Below are 20578 nucleotides of genomic sequence, written 5' to 3' on the forward strand. Positions count from 1 at the left end.
GATGACCACCGTGACTAATCTCTGCACCCTCGAATATGTCGCGGAAATGCTCGGCGAGGACCTCGAGATGTTGGAGGCTGTCATTTGGAATGATGACAACCTCAGTTATGGTGCGATCGTCAGCGTCCACACTGGAGCGGACGAATCCATCACGACCTTAACCGACGATGGTATCGAAGAGCTCAAAGACATGCTCAGCGATGCGCGCATATCACAGGATACATGGCATGCATTCCTCGAAGACTTCGTCGATGACCCCGAAATAATCGCACGCGTCAAGGATAAATGGCCGCGGTAGAAATCGGGCGGTTACATAATTCGCCAAAAAATGTACTACATGAAATCAGTCGGCATGCGTGGCTAACCCATTGAATTATCTATCGCCACATCACATCAAACAGAAAAATTTAACCCGCAAGTGTCGAAGTTGGGGACGCCGGACGCTTACCGGCAGAGCAGCGACGCCGGACGCTTACGACAGAGTCGGCTTTCTCCACCAAATCAGGCCGCGCCGAGCCTCTTTGTGAAACATCACGCGCGCGACAAGGCACGCGAGAACCTCCGTCTGAGTAACCTTCCGATGGTCAGGTAGCCTGACTGTAAGTGCCTACGATCCAGGTCGATAAAGAACTCCGCACGACTACACCGCGCGGATTACCTGACTGTGCTGCGGCCTAAACACTTCAAACTTTGAGTTGCACCTGCTAGTCCTGCGATTCACTCGATTTGCGGATAAAGCCGGATAAGCTTTGTGCGCGCGTCTTGAGTTGTGAACTGCCAGTTGGTTTTGGCGCGTTGGGAGTTGCGATTTGTTGTCCATGCATCGACTTCGGCCTTCAGCATAGTTTTGTCCGGGATGCGCCGGGCCAGACATTGGCGAGCGAGGACGCTGAGTTCACATTCAGCGATGTTGAGCCAAGACCCATGTTTTGGCGTGTAGTGCCATTCGAACCGTTGTGCGATGCGGCGCGCTTGGGCAGGCGGGAAAGCCTCGTACAGCGATGCAGGGTTGTGGGTGTTCAGATTATCCTGCACGAGATCGATCTTTTCGGCATAGGGAAAGTGGAGATCAGCCAGATCGCGCAGGATATGGGCATAATCGATGGCAGTGCGTCGATCGCGTATCTCGACGTGGCGCCAGCCCTCCAGAGGAGCGAATAACATGAACAGGCTGGCGACACCTGCGCGTTCATATTCGTAGTCATGGCGCGCCTCGCGCCCTGGCTGCATGGGAATGGGTGTGCGGGTCTCACGGGTCAATTGTTTGCTGGTCTCGTCCAGACAAACCAGCGGACGGTTTTGATCGTGTGGACGGGTGTAGACGTCCAGCACATTCTCCATGGCCGCCACGAAACCAGCGTTGGCTTTGGGTGGGATTACCCAGTACCGGTTCCGGTGCGGTTTGAGCGCGTTTTTTTAAGCGTGCGTTGGATTGTGGTATCACTGGCCTGCTCAACAATGCCCAGTTCGACAACCCGCTTTTCCAACAACCTGAGTGTCCAGTGCGTATATCCTTCGGGTGGTTCGGAACAGGCAAGCGCGATCAGCTTGGCCTCGGCTTGCCCATCGAAGATCCGAGGTTGTGAAAGCGACGCTGGAACTTTGCGCGCTAAAGTCGCCTCAAGCCCTTCCTCCACAAGTTGGCGCCGGGTGCGGAAAACAGTCGAGAGACTGGTCTCTAATGCCTCGGCAATGCGCGCATCTTCCCATCCCGGGCCATCAGAGGACACATCCGCCTTCAGCAAAATCCGCGCCTTCAGCAGTCTGTAGGCGGCTTGCCGACCCGTTCTGATCATCCCTTCAAGGTGTTCACGCTCCTCTGTCGTCAGTCGAACTACATACTTCGGCTTGCACCCTCTTGTCATCATCTCACCCCCAGAAAGCTGCTACGCTCCACAGAGATTCAGAAAAAATCAAAGCTGTCAAATACCCCGAAGCGAGGCACTAGCCCAATCGAACAGGTTTACCACGCCCTCCTTGATGCTCTTCCGATATGGCATAGGATCGTCAAGGAGTTGGTTGTGGAACAAAGATGTGACCTTCCCAAACGATAGCTCACCGTAGTCATGCAATTGTGTTTCCAGCCAAAAACAGACTTTCGACGACATAAAGCCGTTCAACAGTTCATCTTCGTCCGCGTCCTTAGTGCTTCGCAAACAATCGAGATCATGCTCTATTGCCGACGGTTCAGCAGACTGCGTCAATATTTGGTCTAAACTACACATTGGAAGATCATGGAACCAGACTCCAATGGGTTGGGGGTGAAGTTTTTCAGATATGTTTTGAGGCCATTCATTCGGGTTGGCGCTCTTCTCACGTTCTACGCTAGCCAAGAAATCAGCCATCAATTCGACCGTATCTCGATCTAGCCAGTTTACAGATCCGAGGTAGTCACGAACTTTGGTCTTTTCTGTGTGACCATATTCGAACCCAGTTCCAAACTCATCGTTCTCCAAATGTGAAAGGGACATTCCCTTTGATGTCAGATTTGCGCTTCCAATGAAGATCTTGGAATCCACGATGTAGACTTTTCCATGGAGGTTCCGCGATATCCCGAATGGAATATTAGCCTCCTCACAGAGGTAGAAGCACTCCAAGTCCGAAGCTCCAGCCGCCAAATCTGACGGCTGCCAACGAGATACGATCTTAAGGTTACTAGTTCTACTTGTTTCAATAAGCCACTTGAGCGCCTCGAGCTTAACAAATGCGCTAAGAACTATTACCTCTTGCTCCGCTGAAGACAAAGCATCCTCAAGTTCTCGTCTAAAAGCACCCGTTTCTAAGAGAAGCATTCTAGTTGTCAATATTCTCTAAGAGTTTTGAGACCCAGTACCCCCACCGATCACGGAATTTCTCAAAAGTATCGCCATCTAGGGTTTTCCTGAACTCATCTTCAGTACGCACATAAGCCATCGTGTAAACTTCAAGAGCACTGAGCGCTCGATCATCGCCAGAGTCTTCGACATGTCGCCATAGTTTTTCGTAGTATGGCGAACGGGTGTTGATAACTCCAACCGCAGCATTTGCTACGAACTGCAGGTCCAAGAACATTGTCCCGGGCCAACTGCCCTTATTCAGGTCAACCTTGTAGTCAATCGTTGCTTTGGCGAACGCTTGGGCATCCTCTTCAGAAAGCTCTGGGCGAGTTTCCAGAACATATTTTGTACGTTCTGCCAGCTTCTCCTGTTCCGACTTAGCCTCAGCTTCTTTGTCTGAGGATGTTTCAGTGTGATCCTCCGCCACATCCTTATTTACCTTTTCAGAAACGGGGTCAGGTTTGGCTTTAAATGGGTCCGCAGAACTCCCTTCCTTTCGTGTTTTAATCAAGTCCAACATTGCATTGATCTTAACTGTCAGATTTCGATTGAGCTCAAGGTGCAGTGAAGATTTGTAATGGCCAGAATTCTCCGGGTCCTCCGCAGCTTCGTTCAAGGCTTCAATCTGCTCGACGTCATGTTTCGGGTCTAGTTTCTTGAAGCCTCGAATATGCTGCTTGTTGTTAGTAACACCAAACAACTCATCCAAAACCGGCTTAAAACGAACTTCTACCCCCCACCACCTCTGCCTGGTATCACTGTCTAGAAAACCAAAGGAACCAAAGTCTATCTCACGGCCAGCACGAACAAACGAGATACCAGTATTGCGTGCGTAGTGCTTGCCAAGATTTGAGTTACCACCCATTTTTTGGGTCTCCGGCTTGGCTATACTAAGGCGAATTTCAATGTCCGAAAATTTTCCCGGCTCATACTCAACTGGTATGGCGTATGGTTTCTCAAACTCGACGTTCGTAGCTTTTCCATCGCTGTCTGGGCAGCTTGACGGCTCCAAAAGGTACAAAGGATCATTAGGCTTCAAGTCATGTGACGCTTCGACTTTGTTATTGTCTAGATCGAAGTCGACCAAGCTCACATCACGTTTTCTGCCATAGTCATCATTGTCATCCAGGAAGTGCCGATAAATGCGGCAGAGCTCTTCTTGCATTCGAGAAAAGAGCGTCGACGGGCGCTTGAAATCCACTCCATCTAGCTTGGACCATAAGACCAGCGTGCCGCTCCTACCGATCTTTCCTCCAACCGCTTCGACGATCTCCTTGGGAAGGTCCGTCTCTTCAACGCTTTTAAGATACTGCTGTCTGCCTTCCTTGACTTCCGGTAGATCAAGATACGTCTTGTTAACCGACCCATTTTGCCAAGAATAAACCTCAACAAGCTCCGCCTGCGAAAGAGACGAACCTTTAAGTCCAAAGCCAAAACGTCCGAGACCATCTCGGGTATCTAGTCGAGTGCCCCAACCTAGTGATAGACAGCGTCCCAACTCATCCGGTGTCATCCCCTGCCCATCATCCAAAACCGCTATTTTTTGAACTCGGTAGACCGTACGCTTTGCTACAGGCTCTCTGGCTGACAGCGTAACTATGGTTATCTTTTTTGCCTCGGCCTCGATCGAGTTATCAACCAATTCAGCTACAGCAGTAGCTGTGTTTCGATAGCCAACTTGGCGCAATGCGTTCAGCGCCAAGTACGCATCAACAATCTGCACTGGCTTGTCTTGTTTGTTCATTTTGCTTCCCCGAAATGTTCGTCAAAGTACGTAAATGCTTGCGGCACGTTGGGTAAATTTAAAATATTATCAACCACATCCACCACAGTGCAGCTAAGCGTCCCACCAACTGAATTGCCTCTAAGCCCCCGTCCCACCATTTGTGAATAAAGCACAACCGACGTTGTCGGACGCGCAATCACAACGGCCTCTGTCTTTGGCGCGTCAAATCCGGTTGTCAAAACACCAAAATTTGTGAGAACCCTGACACTTCCGTTTTTGAAATCTTCAATCGCCTCGCGCCGATCACTTGGTGGCGTTTCGCCAGTTACCGCTCTTGCCGCGCACCCTCTTTCCCTTAAGACCAATGCCATATCAGATGCATTCTGCTTCGATGGGCAGAACACGATGGTCTGCTTCTTATCAATGAGCGCAAGTTTTTCGACCGCAGCAACTACTTCCAATGTCCTCTGTGCGTTGTTGCCTAACTCCGCCAGCACTTTGGGTGAAATGTCTAAAAGATCTGAAACTAGCCTAACTGCCTCGGCGTCAAGATTAACAGTAGCGCTAGTGTTGAGACGCATACGTTCAACAGAAGACAAAATCCCACGATCCTGAAGATACTCAATCGAGTTTCTCCCACCGGTCAATCGCTGGTCGATTGTGAGTTTCTTGTTGCCATAAAAATCTGATAGAGCCTTGGTTTGAGCTACATCACCCCCAACGTGATGCCTACCAGGCGTAGCCGTCAAGCCGATCAAAGTGGTGCTCGAGTTACAGAGAAACTCTATTGCTTTTTTGTAAGTCGGTGCCATCGACATGTGCGCCTCATCGACAATCAGCAGACTACATTCGCGCCTAATTTCTGCAAATCGATCAAAATCAGCGTTTTTGTTTGAGTGAATGCTAGAGTAGCAACTCTGAAAGCTAGTAACTATGAAACAGGGCCTGCTCAGATCAATGTTGTCTGGCTTCCTGCCCCCCCACATTGAATAAACATTTGCATTCTCAGTTCCTAGCTTTGTCCAAATGCTAAGGAACGTTTGAACAGCCTGATCGCAGAGCTCTTCGCTATGAGCAAGCCAAACCACAGTGGGATTTTCGCGTGAACAGTTAAACCGAAGGAAATCTGAAATGAATTCCATAGCTGTTCGTGTTTTACCCGAGCCTGTCGGCATGTGAGCAACGATTCTTCTGCTTGCGGCATCGCCTTTGGCGCCTGTCTCCAAGAAGGAAAAACTAACAAGCTGTTTCCTAATGCTGTTTTGATAATCAAATAGGGGCTTTTCAATGTGTGTTTGCAGATGCGGCTCTGGGCCAGACAAAAAATCGTTTGGGAAAGCTTCGTCGATGTCCAGGTCCATCAGCTTTAGAAAATTGGTCGTTGCCTCATTTCTTCCCCAAGTAAAATTCGGTGGAATCGTTACAGGGCAACCATCAGGCCTCGAGCCAAGTTTGTCGCGGATAACTTGTGGAGAAAACACTTCTAGCACAGCGTTTCTGAGGTCTTTCTTTTTGAAGATTGCCAGACCACTCTCAGACAGCATGGCCTCAGCTACCGCGCGAGGACGGGTACTAACCCCAAGTTCTGAAAGCCCCTCTAGTCGGTTCTCACCCCAAAAAGCCGCTAATCGCGCGATACCTATGCTTGCGAGGGCGTCAACTACGGTGCTGGAACTCATGCTGTTTTCCACTCTCTCGGTTTGCTACCCGCCCAGCAGCGGGGACAAGGGGTCGGCGCTTTCGGCATACTTTGACAGATTCGGCTGCTTGGTAAAGCCCTTGAAGGTAACCGGCCGGTTGTTACCGCGGTGATTGTGCCTTGATGCGGGCGACGGACCAATACATATCCGCAAGCCCGCTTCCAAAGATCGTAACCACCCGATTTGAACCGCCTGCTTCTGGGCGCTTCGCGATGTTATGAGATGTCTTTAACGACGTCGTTAACGACGTCCCTTATTGGAGGCATTGATGCGCGGAGAAATACTTGGGGCTGAACGGCGGCGACGTTGGAGTGATGAGGAGAAGGTGGCAATCGTACGGTCAGTTGGAGTCGGTGGGGCGACAGTGACCCAGATTGCCCAGCGTCATGATGTGACGCGGCAGCAGATCTATAGCTGGCGATACGATCTGAAGAGGAAGGGCCTTTTGCCATACGACCCTGAAACGGTGTTTTTGCCGGTCGAGTTTTTGGAAATGGACCCTGAGGCATCGAGACCTTGTGCGGTTAGTGATGAGCAAGACGGGCGGGTTGAGGTTGTTCTGCGCAATGGCCGGAGTTTGCGCATTGATACAGATGTCGATGCGTCTGCCTTGACCCGGCTGATAAAGGCGGTGGAAGCGGCATGATTGGTCCGGGCACTGGGGTTAGGGTCTATCTGGCTTGCGGCTACACTGATATGCGTAAGGGGATTGCCGGCCTGTCGGCGATTGCACAGGATGTGCTACGCCAGCGCCCTGCGAGCGGCGCAGTCTTTGCATTCCGTGGGCGTCGGGGAGATAGGATAAAGCTGCTGTTTTGGGACGGACAGGGATTTTGTCTGTATTATAAAGTTCTCTCGAAGGGGCGTTTCCCATGGCCTTCGGCCTCTGACGGAAGCGCGCGTTTGACCTCTGCGCAGCTGGCCATGCTGTGGGAAGGAATGGAGTGGCGAAGGCCGGATTGGGGCGCGCCGCCAGCCCGTGTCGGATGATTTATCTTGCTGTAATTGCTTGTTTTTAGTGGATATAAGGCTTGGGATATGGTATAAATTTCCATGTCCCAAGCAGCGATTTCTCTCCCCAACGATCCGGCCGCTCTGAAGGTGATGATCACCTCTTTGCAGGCAGAGAACCAGAAAATCCTGGCCACCTTGCGCGCGCATGACTTGCTCGTTCAAGCCCTGCGCATCCGGATTGCCAAACTGAAGAAACAGAAGTTCGGTTCCAGCTCGGAAAAGATCGAGCGTGAGATCGAACAATTGGAACTCGCGCTGGAAGACCTGAATGTCGCTGTTGCCGAGGCACAAGACACGTCGCCAGATGAGAGTGAGGACGCTGACACGGACGCAGACGCGCGTAATACCACAGCAGATGCGCCAGAAAAGAAGCAACGCCGTCGTCCTAAAGTGTCGCCTGATACCCCCCGCGAACGCCGTGAGCTTGATCCTGGTGACACATGCCCCGACTGCGGTGGCAATCTGCGGGTGGTAGGTGAGGATGTCAGCGAGTTGCTTGATATGATCGCAGCGCAGATGAAAATCATCGAAATCGCGCGCATCAAGAAATCTTGCCGGTGCTGCGAGAAGATCGTTCAGCCACCCGCCCCCAGCAGACCAATCCCGCGCAGCATGGCGGGCCCAAACCTGTTGGCATTCATCCTGGTCTCGAAATACGATGATCAGCTGACTTTGTATCGCCTCAATGAAATCTTCGCCCGGATGGGAGCAGATATTTCCGATACAACGATGGCCGACTGGTGCGGCGGGGCAATGAAAGCACTGGCGCCACTGATCAAGATGATCGAGGACGCAATCATGGCCAGCGATCTGCTACATGCAGATGATACACCTATCCGGGTCCTTGATCGAAGTCGACGAGACAGAGGGCTTGGAAAAGGTGTGAAAAAAGGCCGCCTGTGGGCCTATGTTCGCGACCAGCGCCCTTGGGCGGGAGGAGCCCCGCCGGGGGCTGTCTACCAGTTCGCCCCTGACTGGAAAGAAGAGCATGTCCTGACCCACCTCGCCAAATCCAGCGGCATTTTGCAGGCCGATGGCTACAAAGGGTATACCAAGCTCTATGCTCCTGATCTCAACGGCAAGAGCCAGTTCCGAGAGGCTGCATGTTGGGCCCACCTGAGGCGCGACTTCCATGATGTTTGGATTGTGACGAAATCTGAAATCGCGCGCGAAGCGCTCGACCGGATCGGCGCGCTTTATGATATCGAGCGCCAGATCAACGGTCAGCCCGCAGACATACGCAAAGCAGTGCGCCAGGAAAAAACCAAACCCAAGGTCGAGGCCTTCCGGGTCTGGGCAGAGCAGCAATTAACACGCATCCCCGGCAAAAGCGATCTGGCCAAAGCGTTCCGGTATGGGCTGAGCCGCTGGAAGGCACTTACGCTGTTTCTCGATGACGGGCGCGTGGCCATCGATAACAATGCTGCTGAGCGGGCGCTCAGGCCGATCGGAGTCGGGAGACGGAACTGGTTATTCGCAGGCTCAGATGCTGGGGGCGAAACTCTTGCGCGTGCCATGACCATTATCGAGTCAGCAAAGATGAGCGGTCTTGATCCACAAGCCTATCTGGCAGATGTTCTGGATCGCATCCATGATCATATGAACCCCCGCCTTGGGGAACTGCTGCCCTGGAACTGGAAGCCAAAAACCTGAAGCCGCAGGATGACCACCGTGACTAATCTCTGCACCCTCGAATATGTCGCGGAAATGCTCGGCGAGGACCTCGAGATGTTGGAGGCTGTCATTTGGAATGATGACAACCTCAGTTATGGTGCGATCGTCAGCGTCCACACTGGAGCGGACGAATCCATCACGACCTTAACCGACGATGGTATCGAAGAGCTCAAAGACATGCTCAGCGATGCGCGCATATCACAGGATACATGGCATGCATTCCTCGAAGACTTCGTCGATGACCCCGAAATAATCGCACGCGTCAAGGATAAATGGCCGCGGTAGAAATCGGGCGGTTACCAAAGATCTTCAACGCTGCATCCTAAAAAAATCTTACATCAGATCATTTATGGCAGGCCAAACACACCTTTTGCTGGCCATAGATCTCATCTAGATCAACTGCGCCTTGTTCCGGCCGTAGAGGATCAACCTTCCTCTTCGCCTTCGCTCTTTCGACACGTTTTTCATGATCTGCGCGGATTTGAGCAATCCGTTCCGACTTTTCTAGTTCAAGCAGTGTCTCCCCTTCGCTCCATGAAAACGGCGACCCATGGTCGAGAGCGGTTTTCTCCATTTGCTTAGCCCTCTCAAAGGCTTCAGGGTGACGCTCCTTTAGTCCAACCCACTCAATTTTTTGCTGAAAGAAACAAAACGTGCAGCCACTCCTGGAACGCCAGTCATAGTATGCTGGCAGGCCAAGTCCTGAGTTCTCAAGAATCTCAAAAACGCCTGCCTTGTCGATCCCATCATCTTTGAATGGCAGCTTGGTAATTAAATTTCCATTTTTCGAGTTCAAACCCTGGCGAAAATCTTCGTCAGCCCGGATCGCTACATAACTATAGACTGTATACCCCTGCTCGGTAAATTCTGATTTCACCCACTTCTCAAAGGGCTTGATCTTTAGGTCTTTCGTACACCAACGCGTCTGGGCTGACGGGAGGAATTGATTATATTGGGCAAGGTAGAACTTAAAATCTCGCCCCGGGTCCAAGTACCGGATCTTCTTGCCAAGAAAGCCCTCGAGCATCGCTAGGTACTCATAAACCTCATCCAGCTCTTCGCCCGTGTCAGTGAAGAAATACTCAATATCAAGTTCGGGGTGAGCCTGGCTCATGTAGATCGCGAGGGCTGAACTATCTTTGCCCCCAGACAAACCTAGAACATGTTTAACTTTTTCAGCCATCTACTTCCTCACTTACGTCTGATTGTTTGATCCTCGCAGCTCCGACTTTTGCTAAAGCAGCCAAGATCACGTTTCTACCGGTGCCTTCCGCAGCCTGCTGCAATACCTCTTCAATCTTTCTACTAAGGTTGTTCACTTCCTCATCTTCGGATTCCAAGACATCAAATTCCTCCATCACAGGCGTGGGCCGATCATCAACGCTGACAATCAACGCCATTGCAGAGCGCTTGTCCTTCCGCCCGGCCACGCGCGCGACTGACTCGTGCTGGTTGAACTGTTGCGCGAGCAAGGTGAGTTGAACAATTGCCCGGTCTATGTCGCTATCGATCCAAGCTTTGGCAGGCTTGTTTATGCCCAACCCTGCGAGTGCCTCCATCGATTGTAGGTCATCTCTGAAGCTTGTGAGCTGGGTGATGAAAGATCGAAGCCGCAAGTCACCCGCAACATCTCGGATATTCTTCGCGCGCTCATTCAGCTCTCGGTACGCCTTCGCAGTGCGCCCGTGAACTTGTAGCTCATTCAGAATGTGTTCGCGCATTCTTGTGAGCATCGCAGGGTAAGCCGTACGGATTTCGATGAGCCCTTCTTTGATGTTTTGAGCGATTTCAGAGATTCCTTGATCTGTGAGAATGTCGATGTCCTGTCCGTAGAGGCCAGGAATGTCATCAAACGCGAATTTTTGTGGGTCATTAGAACGCTTGAAGAGCGCTCGGACTTTTTTTGCGTGCTCAGGAAGACGTGCGGTTCGTTGAACCCAAGGTGCTGAAGTTTCGTAAGCTGCGATGAGTGCGCGTCCAACTTCTAGCGGACTTAAAGTTGATATTGGTTTGTCTACAACTTCACCGACCACGTTTGCCAGCTCAGTAAGCAGCCTCTTGGTCGTTCGGTTCATTTCGATCCAGCGCAGCTGGACCATTTGCGGCGCTCTCAGAACATAGTCCACGTCAACATCCGAAATAGTCGATAGAAAAATACCTTCCCGATAATGTGACAGGTTCCGACGTTCAGCTAGCATGAACAGCACAGCAAGGAATGGCATCAAACCGTCTTTCAACCCAAAGGGAGGTGCCCGCCATAGCTCATAAACATCGGTAAGTTGTACGTTACGGTTACCTCGCTTCTTCAAGAAGTCTTTCGTTGCTTTCCAAATGGGCAACAGATTTGCGACATCTTCTCCGGATGGTGGCATAAACTTCCATTCATTTCCCTCTTCTCGGTACAATCCATTAGCCTCAACGAGCGATACGAACAGAGCTTTCTCCGCTGGGAACTTCTTAAACCCAAGCCCTGGAGTACCTTCTTTAAGGACGGCAGCATGCAGTAGCAGCTTGAGCGCTGAATTGGCCGATGCCGATGGCTTGGTGCGGTTCAGCAGTTCGTTGTTTAGTTTGGGCGACTGGGAAAACCGACGGTCTGCCATTTCTGAGGCTAAAACTGTGAGGTTCCGGCGCGCGGGAATCGGGAGATCATAAATTCCAGTTTCCCATTCTGCGCTTGCGATCAATTGCCAGACCTCATGCTCAATCCGGCCTCCAATCGCCTCGATACGATCGGTAAGCTCTCTGCGCGCGATTTTGTCTCGATGAATCTCGGGGTTCGATGCCAAGATATCCTTCAAAGCGGAGTGCTCTCGTGCGAGTGCCACAAGGTTCTTCGATTTTTCTGACCTCACAACCGCAAAGTCGGCCCCCCACCCATACTCACCAAAATCCTCAACAATGCTTGGCGTCGCATCGTCCAGTGAAATGATAAATGCGCCAAAGCATCCATTTGTAGGTGCAAAGCTAGTAACATAGTTTTCTACCTGGCTTTCGAGCATTACCTTGAGTTCGCACCAGCGCAGAGCACCAGTTTCACGGTAGTGCCGTTTCGCCACGATATTTGGTGAAGACAAAGCATTTGAAATTGAGCTGAGATCGAAGTCTGATCTTTCTCTCAATGCCTCATCCAGCGCCACTTCAATGTCAAAGTCGCTCCCGTCAAAGAGAGAGTAAGTGCCTCTGAACTTTCGAAAAACAACAATCGACGCCGCCTCAAGTTCTGACAAAAGCTCCTCTACTGCAGCACTTGTTTGGTTTATCGACAGGCAAAGTGCGCCCAGCGTCGCACCTACTCCGGTTTGCTTTTGCGTCAGCTCCAAAATGGCTAGCGACTTTAGCAGTTGCACACCGAGTTCGCCGCCATCTTTCGCTTCCCACCGCGCAATGGCATCCCTCGCATTTGCAAAGTGATGGCTGTCCAAAGACACGGCGATTGCAGCTTGCAGATTGAAATCGAGATAATCCCAAAAATCAGCCAATCCGTAGTCTTTCGGATCTTCTATGCTCGCCTTCTCAAGGTAGTCCTGAAAGCCAAAAAGCTCGGACGAGCCTAGGAAACTGAAGATGCTACGCTGGTTTTGCCCATAACTCCGTCGCGATGCAGGCCCTAGCACCAGTGTAACAAGCGGGTTGAGTGGCCAAGCGCCAGTAAGCAGCTCTTTCGAAACTACGGACGCACCACGTCGAACATCGGCAAGTAATTCCGCGGCTGCCTCTGCGTTCTGTCTAGCGCTATCCGGCTGCTCTGAAGCAATAATTGCCTTGCTCACCAATTCAATCTGCTCATCGCCGGATACATTGACGGGAATGTCGATGAAGCGGCCCTGGATCTTTCCCCACTCATCTTTGATGTCGCGTGCCAAGCGGCTCGCATATTCTTGGAAGGATTGATGAAGGATACCAACAACGATAAGGCGGCCATCGCTTCTCGACGCCGCTTCACCAAGCAGTTGGAAGAAATATGCATCTCCTGTTGAGGATGCCGCGTGCTCAAGTAGCTTCCCCATTTCATCCAAAAAGAGAACTAAACCTCCAGAATGTTCACGGTCGTCAGCGGCCAAATACTGCAAGTAGTCAATGACTTTTTCAGGCGTATCAAACTTCCTTTGGCGTGCCGCAAGTCCTGCATCCTTGATACCATTACCGATCAACTGGAAGGGTTCCATGCTGCGCCCAACGACCGACACACATTTCCAGCCATCTCTCTTCGGAGGGAGTAACTTCCATAATTCCTTTGCAAACTTCGGATCAGTCTTGCTCGCAGCCGTCGCGCGTTCTTGCTTACTCCCGCTCAACAACGCGGAGAGAGCGAGTGCGAGGCTCGACTTCCCGCTTCCATACGGACCGGTCCAAGTGAAGGCACCTTGCCCGCTCTCAAATTGTTGATGTGAAAAGTTTCTGAGGATTTCCCGTACTGATGACGATAAGACAAAACCCTCTAGGGCTTCATTGCGGTCATCTTGATCAATTCGAACAGATCGCAGAAAGCGTCCATTCACCGAGACAATTTCGTTAAGCGGCATATGAACCTCTCAACGCAGAAATGTCGGAGGACCACAGGTTCTCTGCAAAATCTTGGGGGAACTCCCCTTGTCTAAGAAGCTGTTTCAATCCAGCTGTCTCAGACCAAGAAATCAAACCGTCGGTCATGTAAGCGACATCGGCCAACCGATCAATCAGCTCACCCTCCTCAAGAACGAAAACCCTTCCGGGAGACCCGGGCTCTAGTAACATTGACTGAACGCTAAGCGTGTTCGCGGAAGATGTTCGCTCCCAAAAATCGCATACCGCATAGAGGAAAACGCCGTTAGACAGGCTCGGCTTACGACCCAAATTCATACCGAACTTTCCACTGGTGCGCCGCCGGATCAAACCCAGCTCGGTAAGCGGAGAATTGAATGCCTCTTCGCTTGGGCCGCGTTTTGGGACACTAGGGACGTAGTTAGCCAACAAGACACTTATATCGTTAGACAACGTCTTCTCGGTTGGCAGCTTCCAACCATGCTGATCAATAAATTCTATCAACCTTCTTAGAACCGTATCGCGGTCAAAGTTTGGCTCATTGAGAACATTGAACAACCAATAGGTGGCTGTATGCTTAGGATTAGAGGCAATATCCCAGTGGATCTTCCAAAGCGACGAAGCGCTTTCAAGGTATGGATCGCGACCATTTGGCCCAAGCAACTGCTGACCAAACTCGGTCGTCCTTACATCCTTTCCATCTGCTGTGAGAATACCTGCCACCTGCGCCCAAAATCGAATTGCCGCCACCATATTTTTGCCGACGCCAAAATGTGCAATTGCCGCACTCTCTGAAAAAATCTTTTTGTTATTCAATCCACTATCATCAACTGCTTCAAAAGCCTTTTCCAGCCACCCATAACGCAAGGGAAAGGTTTCGTGGCCGGAGAAGTGCGGCTTGTAATCCTGCGCAAATGTTGTTTGCTTTTTCATGTAACTGCTACCCCGTTTGGGGCTGTTATAGCGACCTTCCAAGGGGATGGTCAACAACGTCCTGGTGCTTGACCCCAGGATCAAGCTTGGTCTACAGATGACCTCCTATTTGGTAGGAAAAGCCCTTTGACCATTTACCTTGATCATCAAGCAAGCACCCCGATCCTGCCAACAGTTCGGGCCGCAATGCAGCCGTTTTGGACGGACTGCCATGGTAACCCGCACTCCTCAGAGCATTCAACAGGGTGGTCCGCAAACAAGGCTACTGAATCATCGAGGACCAAAGTGGCCAACTGCATTGGAGCCGATCCGGATGAGATCATTTTCACATCCGGAGCTACAGAGGCGAACAATCTTGCCATCAAGGGTCTGAGCACTCCTGAGCAACGGCAAGGTCAGCGCACGACTATTCTTGTTTCAGCGACGGAGCATAAGTGCGTATTGGAAAGTGCAGCCTATGTAGCTCAGACAAAAGGATGTTCGGTTCGAGAGATTCCGGTCAACGGGAAGGGCCACGTCGACCTCGACAAACTGCGAGACATGCTACGCGAGGGTGTTTTGTTGGTAAGCGTGGCATTGGTCAACAATGAGATCGGGACCATCCAAGATCTTGCCTCAATATCAGCACTTTGCCGCGATTCAGGCGCAATCCTCCACTCCGACTTCGCGCAGGCACCAAGCGCAGTCAACCTCCTAGAATATGCAGATTTGGCTGACATGGTTAGTCTGTCCGGGCATAAATTTGGTGGGCCAATGGGCGTTGGCGCACTCTATGTGAGCCGTGAGCTGAAGGACCGGATTGAACCTCTGTTTCACGGAGGTGGGCAAGAGGGTGGGCTTCGGTCCGGCACATTGCCCCTTCCGTTGTGTGTTGGTCTTGGCTCGGCGGCGGAGTTCCATGCCTCTGAGGCCGGAACTGCTTTGAGAGCGCGGGTCGCAGGTCTACGAGATCTCTTCGTACACAAACTGCAATCGAACCGCGACCGTATAGGATTGAATGGAGATAAGCTTTGCTCCCGTCATTCTGGCAACGCGAATCTAAGGTTCGAAGGGCGCGATGCGGGAGAAATCCTCCAACGATTGCAGCCCATCGTGTCAGCTTCTACAGGTTCGGCCTGCTCTTCGGGAATTTCGGAACCAAGCTACGTCCTCCGTGCAATTGGACTTACATCGGATGAAGCGAAAGCCTCCATACGCTTTAGTTTTGGGCACACCAATACTTCGGATGAAGCTCTCGAAGCCGCCGAGGCCATTATAGCAGTACTCTAGATCGATCACCCCTCGGTCAGGTAGGATGTTTCAACAGAGCCTTTAGAAAGATCCAAACCCGAGGGGTGAAACTTGCAAAACAAAAAATCTCTCAAGAATGCGGTTGGAAAAAAGGTAGGTCAGGCGATCTACTTGCACCGCAGTGCGGTTGATCATATTCAGACGAGCGCAAAGGATAAGCTGAGCCTTGCGCTGCAAAGAGTTCCGGAAGATTTCCAATGGTCAGTGTTGAAGATCTCGGGGCAAAACGCCCAAACCTTCTCGTTTTTGGACTATCAAGACTTCAGCGCCGTGGCTTTTCCAGAGTTGCGGGCAAGCCTACTCGTCAACCTCGCGGAAGAAGGCGCAAAACTGAGAAAATATTCTGACGCAAATCCACCCATTCTCCACAGAAAGGAGCTACTCCTAGCCCTGGATCATCCTGTCGCTTTGCCCTTAAATCGGCTCTGCCTCAATCTGTGTGGCGGAGGGGCGGCATTCAGGCTCTGAGGCGTACTTGGTCCGGCGCGGCCTTACAATGCGCGTTTTAGGTTCTTCAGGCGATTGATTTGGCCCTCCGTTTGACCGTTTCTCCACGGAAGTTCGATAGCATTGCGCACGGCGTCAATATCTCGGTGCAGCGTTCGGGAAAACTGCATGAACAACGGACTTTCCCTCTTGAATTTTCCAGTTTTAGGATAGATGCGCCACACAGATTGAGGCAGAGCCCAATTAAGGGCTACGCGACACCGGTTCTCCCGCCTTCGCAACGATGCGCTGTTTCGCCATGCGGTTCAACGGCATCCTGCGCGACCGCGAAGCAGACCCGCTCCCTGCATGGATCGACGACGCGATTGAAACCGACCTGGCGCCACTCGTGCGCTTTGCCCGCACATTGAACCGGGACTTCGATGCGGTCAAAAACGCCATCGAGATGCCATGGAGCAACGGCCAAGCAGAAGGTCAGATCAATCGCCTGAAGACCCTCAAACGCGCCATGTACGGCCGAGCCGGTCCAGAATTGTTGCGGGCGAGAATGCTACCGTTCCGCCACACAGATTGAGGCAGAGCCGTTTTAACGGCAACGCGACAATGGGTCGAGTAAACCCCAACTACGTGATTTCTACTGGTCCCTATACGGCCTCCATGTTTCGGTATTCGGCCTTGCGAAGAAGGTCCCTTGCGAGTGTTTCGACTTTCAGAATGTCTTCGCGGAACGAATGATCATCGCATTTCGTCATGATCTCTTGCACCCTGCAAGCATCCGCCACCAGCCCGTCCGCCCATTCGATTTCAGTCGAGGCTAGGCCTTTCGTAGCTAATCGCAAGCGAACACGGGTGCGCAGATACAGTGCGATGCCTTGTGTTGGTTGATAGCCCAACGACTTAGCGGTTTGAAAGACCGCATCTGCGTCCTGTTCGACCATATACAACAGCCCCGACTCTCCGCCGAAACCCCATTGCAGCCCAGAGAAAAACTCCCTGTCTTTTCCGGCCTCATCAGCCTCGATCACCATTGCCACGAAATGGCTGAGGGCCTGCATCTGCATACCATAGCTGATTTGACCTTCCCTACACTCGCTGCGCGCCTTCCACGCATAACTCAAAGATCGATCGAGGTCCCTGTTCAAAAAATGGTACCGCGACTGATCCAGAAGGAGCGCCACCTGTTCGCCGGCACCAAACCGGGACAAGCGGCAGGTGTTTGCGTGCAACATACCCTTAATGCGCGCATCCGCCTTCCTCCAGCGCAGACCCTTGCGATTGTCGGTACCGCGGAAATAGTGGTCGCCTCGCAGCATCAACCGAAGTGCCGTTCGTGCAGGGCGGCCCGAAACCACCGTACCTGTGCCGTTCCGTGTCTCGCGGGCCAGCACGTCCTCGATCTGGTGAATCTCTTCTAATAGATCCAGCGCGTTCTCCATTGGCTGAGTCAGGGCGACAAGCTCGACCTCGCGTGAGCGCAGGCGCAGCCAGGCCTGAATTGTATCAATCTGCTGCCTCCCTGCGGCTTCGATCAAATTCAACACCGGCGAGACCTCCTCGGGATCGTTTGCAGCCAATTCGGGATATTCGCGCCGCATGTGGTTGCGCAGGCGCGACAAAGTCTTGCTGTGGCCAACCTGATCCTCGTCGAATTGCGACTTGAATCGGGTTAAAGGCCGACCCCGCAAAATGGCCATATCCACGGCCGAGCACAGGATGCGGATCGCGCGGTTTACCAAGGCCCTGCGCCGGTCGCTCGGCGGCTCCTCGGCTTTGAGAGGCGCAAGCTTCTCGATGAGCTCCAAGGACCTGCTCCAGGCCCAATGAACTACTTTCGGCGATTGGCTATGCAGTGCGGATATCGCAAGCGATTCAAGAAGCTCGATGATTTGTTCGGGCGAAAAAATGTCGAGCAGATAGGGTTGCAGGGTTCGCGGCAGGTCCTGCTGTTTCAGCGTGTCGATACGCTGGAAATACCACTGTCCAGTGGGCTGGAAAACAAGCATGTAGAGATGCGCCCGCATCTGGTCTTGATCCCAGACCATCGTCATCTGCGCGTCCTTGTCCAGAAGTTCTTGCAGGAGGCATTGCACGGCAAAGCGGAAGGCAACAGCGGGGCGCTGACGTTCGCCGGCAGCAAAAACATCGGGCGGGGCTTGGTGCAGCATCGGATTCTCTGCAATCAGCGTCGTATTCGCCTCTTGGTCCATCAAACGGTCGAAATCGATGCTTGCCAACAAAGCCTCAAAGGCCTGGATGTCACGCAGCATGCCTTGCCATTGTGGCGCCCGGCACCGCAGCGTGGCCTGTGTACGCCTTTCCTGTGCTCGTTGATGGGCCACCCGCGCCACCTGGCCTGCGGCTTCGCGCAAGATGACATTGTATTCTCTGGCCCATTCGAAATGGTCCGGATGGCTGAGTGTGGACAAGAGAAGCTCGCGCAAGGTCTGATGCATTTCCCAGCTTGGTTCGGATGGGTTGATGCGTTGATGCGGGCCATATTCGGCCATGTCGACTGGCCGGCCTGTCTTGGGTGTCAGGAAGAACCCTCGCGCAATATTCTCCATTTCCTTCAGACTCTCACGGACCGTTTCGGCCGGGCGTTCCAGCTTGCGCCCGGTAGTCCGGTCCCAGTCCTTCAGCAATTGCCCCAGCGTCGACGGGCGCATGCCGTCGTCGGATGCTGCGATCGCCATGGTGATGCGGAACATGTTGCGCTTGTTCAGTATTTCGACCAAGATTCGAACAAGGTCGCCCACCGCGTCCGTGCCAACCTGAATCCTCTTTTTGACCTTGGACAGCTCGGTGATCGCCTTCTTGACGCGTTCCTCGGCGGCATCGTGACCTATGCTAAGCTGCATGGCTGCGGCGAGCAGGATCAGGATGTCACCCGGAACGGTCACCCGGCCCAGCTTTTCGCACGCACGCTTCATTGTCTTGTCATAAGGCGCAGGCGTTTTCATCCCGGGGAAATACCTGCCGATATCTTCCAAGAGCGGGTCCTTCAGCCGGACCCTTTTGGCCTCAGGCAAGCGCCGAGCTGCAGCCTTGGATGGCGGTTTGGTTGTTGAGATCAGCAAGTGACTTTCTGGATTACTGTTGAATAGCCACGAGATGAGCGAGGGGCGGCATTGGTCGCGCAGCTGTGCGCGCGGGGTGCTCCAGGTCAGGTCTTCCCAATTGGTCAGGATGAAAAATGCCGGATTGCGCTCGTGCAGCTTGTGGATCTCGCGATACATCGCATCGAGTCTGCACCCCTCGTCGGGCGAGACGGTGTTACCATCGATCTGTGCAAGCGCCTGATCGTAAGAGATCGGCGTGGACTTTCTATCGTTGGTGCGAGCGCCGTCCAGGGTCTGCAAAAAGGCCAGCACCCGCCTGACCAGGTCCTGATTGCTATGGTCCTGCACATTGATCAGGAACACCGGCAGGGGGGCTGCCGCTTCGGGGTCTCGGCCCAGATCGAGCGCGATGGTCGGCCGGTCCGGGTCTTCGTTCTGAAGTTGACGCAACAGCTCAACCAAACAGCCCGATTTGCCCGCATTCTGGTTTCCGTAAAGCAGAATGACCCGCGCTGACGCGTCGGTGGTTTTCACATGCTTGATAATCCGACTGGCCAAGCCGGCCATCGTCCGGGGGTTTTCGTCTTCGCGGAACCTGCCCTTTGGCGATAGGTAGTCAGTGAATTTGCTGGGAATGCAGTGCAAAGCCCGGCGCTGAACAACGGCGCCTGCCATAGGTTTGGGCTGAATGCCCTCTGGCGCGACATAGTCCTGCCCGGTCAGCCAGCGCGCTTCGATATGGCGGAAAACATCTGTCGCGTTTTGCGGCCTGTCCGCGACAAGTTGGTCATAGAGGACGGCGGTATCCTCGGCCAGCGTCGGCCAGTCTTGCACCGGCTGGCCAGTGCGCTTCTGCAGTGCCTTCAGGGCTCTGCACGCGGTGAAGATGAAACACCAGCGATCAAAGTTTTGCACATAACCCGGCGTGTCCTTATTGTTTGGCCTGAGTAACTGTTGCAACATCACGAAGACCGTGGATTTGTCGCCAGAGGCCAGCGCCTCTCCGAGATTCTCACCTGGTTCGATATTTACCATCCAGTCCAGACTGGATGCGTTGACGGCGCCGAAGGCGCTACGCTTGACTTCCGAGGGCTCGGCATAGCGATACATTAGCAGGGCCGCGAACATCATCACCCGGACGCCGACGCGGCCTTCGGTCTCGCCACCATACCACAGGCTTATGTCATTGCTTTTGCTGTGTTTCTTAAGGTTCGCGGCCTCGCCCTTCCAACATGTCGGCCAGTGCTCTTCGAGTGCTTCCAGCGCCTGATTCAGTGTCGGACGATTATAAAAAAGATCGGCGTTGCGCGGTGCACCCATTGGTCGACCTCCTGTCTTGCCTTATCGGGCGAATCGCCCTAGCCCTTCGCCGAGCCTAGAGATAGGCACGGAAAT

Annotated in this window: 15 protein-coding genes and 1 pseudogene; 8 read left to right on the plus strand and 8 right to left on the minus strand. The window is 52.8% G+C overall.

Annotated features, from left to right (window positions below; genetic code table 11):
- Position 1 precedes the first annotated feature (1 nt).
- Positions 2-298: a hypothetical protein gene (locus BD293_RS22390; RefSeq protein WP_142080139.1), complete on the plus strand. Its 297-nt coding sequence runs from the start codon at positions 2-4 to the stop codon at positions 296-298.
- A 419-nt stretch (positions 299-717) separates the two neighbouring features.
- On the opposite strand, the gene BD293_RS22395 is transcribed toward BD293_RS22390, so the two are convergent.
- The 4 genes from BD293_RS22395 to BD293_RS22410 form a co-directional block, all read right to left on the minus strand.
- Positions 718-1865 (minus strand): IS630 family transposase gene (locus BD293_RS22395; RefSeq protein ID WP_142084307.1). Its coding sequence is split into 2 segments (ribosomal slippage): positions 718-1418 and positions 1418-1865, totalling 1149 coding nucleotides; the frame shifts between segments, so codons are not numbered across the junction.
- Positions 1866-1922: 57 nt separating this feature from the next.
- Positions 1923-2792 carry a phospholipase D family protein gene (locus tag BD293_RS22400; protein ID WP_142085988.1) on the minus strand — a complete coding sequence of 290 codons (870 nt, stop codon included), beginning with the start codon at positions 2790-2792 and terminating at the stop codon, positions 1923-1925.
- Position 2793: 1 nt separating this feature from the next.
- Complete coding sequence (locus BD293_RS22405; RefSeq protein ID WP_142085989.1) at positions 2794-4560, minus strand: ATP-binding protein; 1767 nt, start codon at positions 4558-4560, stop codon at positions 2794-2796.
- Positions 4557-6221, minus strand: coding sequence for a DEAD/DEAH box helicase (locus BD293_RS22410; RefSeq protein ID WP_142085990.1), 1665 nt, complete (start codon positions 6219-6221; stop codon positions 4557-4559). Before BD293_RS22410 ends, BD293_RS22405 begins: the two co-directional genes overlap by 4 nt.
- Positions 6222-6510: 289 nt before the next feature.
- Between BD293_RS22410 and tnpA the strand changes: the two genes are divergently transcribed.
- The 4 genes from tnpA to BD293_RS22430 all read left to right on the plus strand — a co-directional run bounded on the left by tnpA (position 6511) and on the right by BD293_RS22430 (position 9215).
- A complete protein-coding gene (gene tnpA / locus BD293_RS22415; protein WP_142080137.1) occupies positions 6511-6888 on the plus strand; it encodes an IS66-like element accessory protein TnpA in 378 nt (125 codons plus the stop codon).
- Entirely contained in the window at positions 6885-7232 is a 348-nt protein-coding gene (tnpB, locus tag BD293_RS22420; protein WP_142080138.1) for an IS66 family insertion sequence element accessory protein TnpB, read from the plus strand. The genes tnpA and tnpB overlap by 4 nt, the downstream gene beginning before the upstream one ends.
- Positions 7233-7295: 63 nt before the next feature.
- Complete coding sequence (gene tnpC / locus BD293_RS22425) at positions 7296-8909, plus strand: IS66 family transposase (RefSeq protein WP_142080153.1); 1614 nt, start codon at positions 7296-7298, stop codon at positions 8907-8909.
- A 9-nt stretch (positions 8910-8918) separates the two neighbouring features.
- Entirely contained in the window at positions 8919-9215 is a 297-nt protein-coding gene (locus BD293_RS22430; protein WP_142080139.1) for a hypothetical protein, read from the plus strand.
- Positions 9216-9273: 58 nt separating this feature from the next.
- On the opposite strand, the gene BD293_RS22435 is transcribed toward BD293_RS22430, so the two are convergent.
- The 3 genes from BD293_RS22435 to BD293_RS22445 are packed head-to-tail and all read right to left on the minus strand — an operon-like array spanning position 9274 to position 14387.
- Positions 9274-10113, minus strand: coding sequence for a phosphoadenosine phosphosulfate reductase domain-containing protein (locus tag BD293_RS22435; RefSeq protein ID WP_142085991.1), 840 nt, complete (start codon positions 10111-10113; stop codon positions 9274-9276).
- Positions 10106-13456 carry an ATP-binding protein gene (locus BD293_RS22440; RefSeq protein ID WP_142085992.1) on the minus strand — a complete coding sequence of 1117 codons (3351 nt, stop codon included), beginning with the start codon at positions 13454-13456 and terminating at the stop codon, positions 10106-10108. The genes BD293_RS22435 and BD293_RS22440 overlap by 8 nt, the downstream gene beginning before the upstream one ends.
- A complete protein-coding gene (locus tag BD293_RS22445; RefSeq protein WP_142085993.1) occupies positions 13446-14387 on the minus strand; it encodes a DUF4007 family protein in 942 nt (313 codons plus the stop codon). Before BD293_RS22445 ends, BD293_RS22440 begins: the two co-directional genes overlap by 11 nt.
- A 126-nt stretch (positions 14388-14513) precedes the next feature.
- On the opposite strand from BD293_RS22445, the gene BD293_RS22450 reads away from it, so the two are divergent.
- The 3 genes and pseudogenes from BD293_RS22450 to BD293_RS22465 all read left to right on the plus strand — a co-directional run.
- A complete protein-coding gene (locus BD293_RS22450) occupies positions 14514-15656 on the plus strand; it encodes a cysteine desulfurase family protein (RefSeq protein ID WP_142085994.1) in 1143 nt (380 codons plus the stop codon).
- A 72-nt stretch (positions 15657-15728) separates the two neighbouring features.
- A complete protein-coding gene (locus BD293_RS22455; protein WP_142085995.1) occupies positions 15729-16145 on the plus strand; it encodes a class I SAM-dependent methyltransferase in 417 nt (138 codons plus the stop codon).
- A 241-nt stretch (positions 16146-16386) separates the two neighbouring features.
- Positions 16387-16698, plus strand: a pseudogene (locus BD293_RS22465) (transposase); the annotation flags it as partial.
- A gap of 70 nt (positions 16699-16768) precedes the next feature.
- Here the strand turns inward: BD293_RS22465 and BD293_RS22470 are convergent.
- Positions 16769-20503 carry a hypothetical protein gene (locus tag BD293_RS22470; RefSeq protein ID WP_142085996.1) on the minus strand — a complete coding sequence of 1245 codons (3735 nt, stop codon included), beginning with the start codon at positions 20501-20503 and terminating at the stop codon, positions 16769-16771.
- Between the last annotated feature and the right edge of the window lie 75 nt (positions 20504-20578).

It is taken from the genome of Roseinatronobacter monicus (assembly GCF_006716865.1).
Classification (GTDB): Bacteria; Pseudomonadota; Alphaproteobacteria; order Rhodobacterales; family Rhodobacteraceae; genus Roseinatronobacter; species Roseinatronobacter monicus.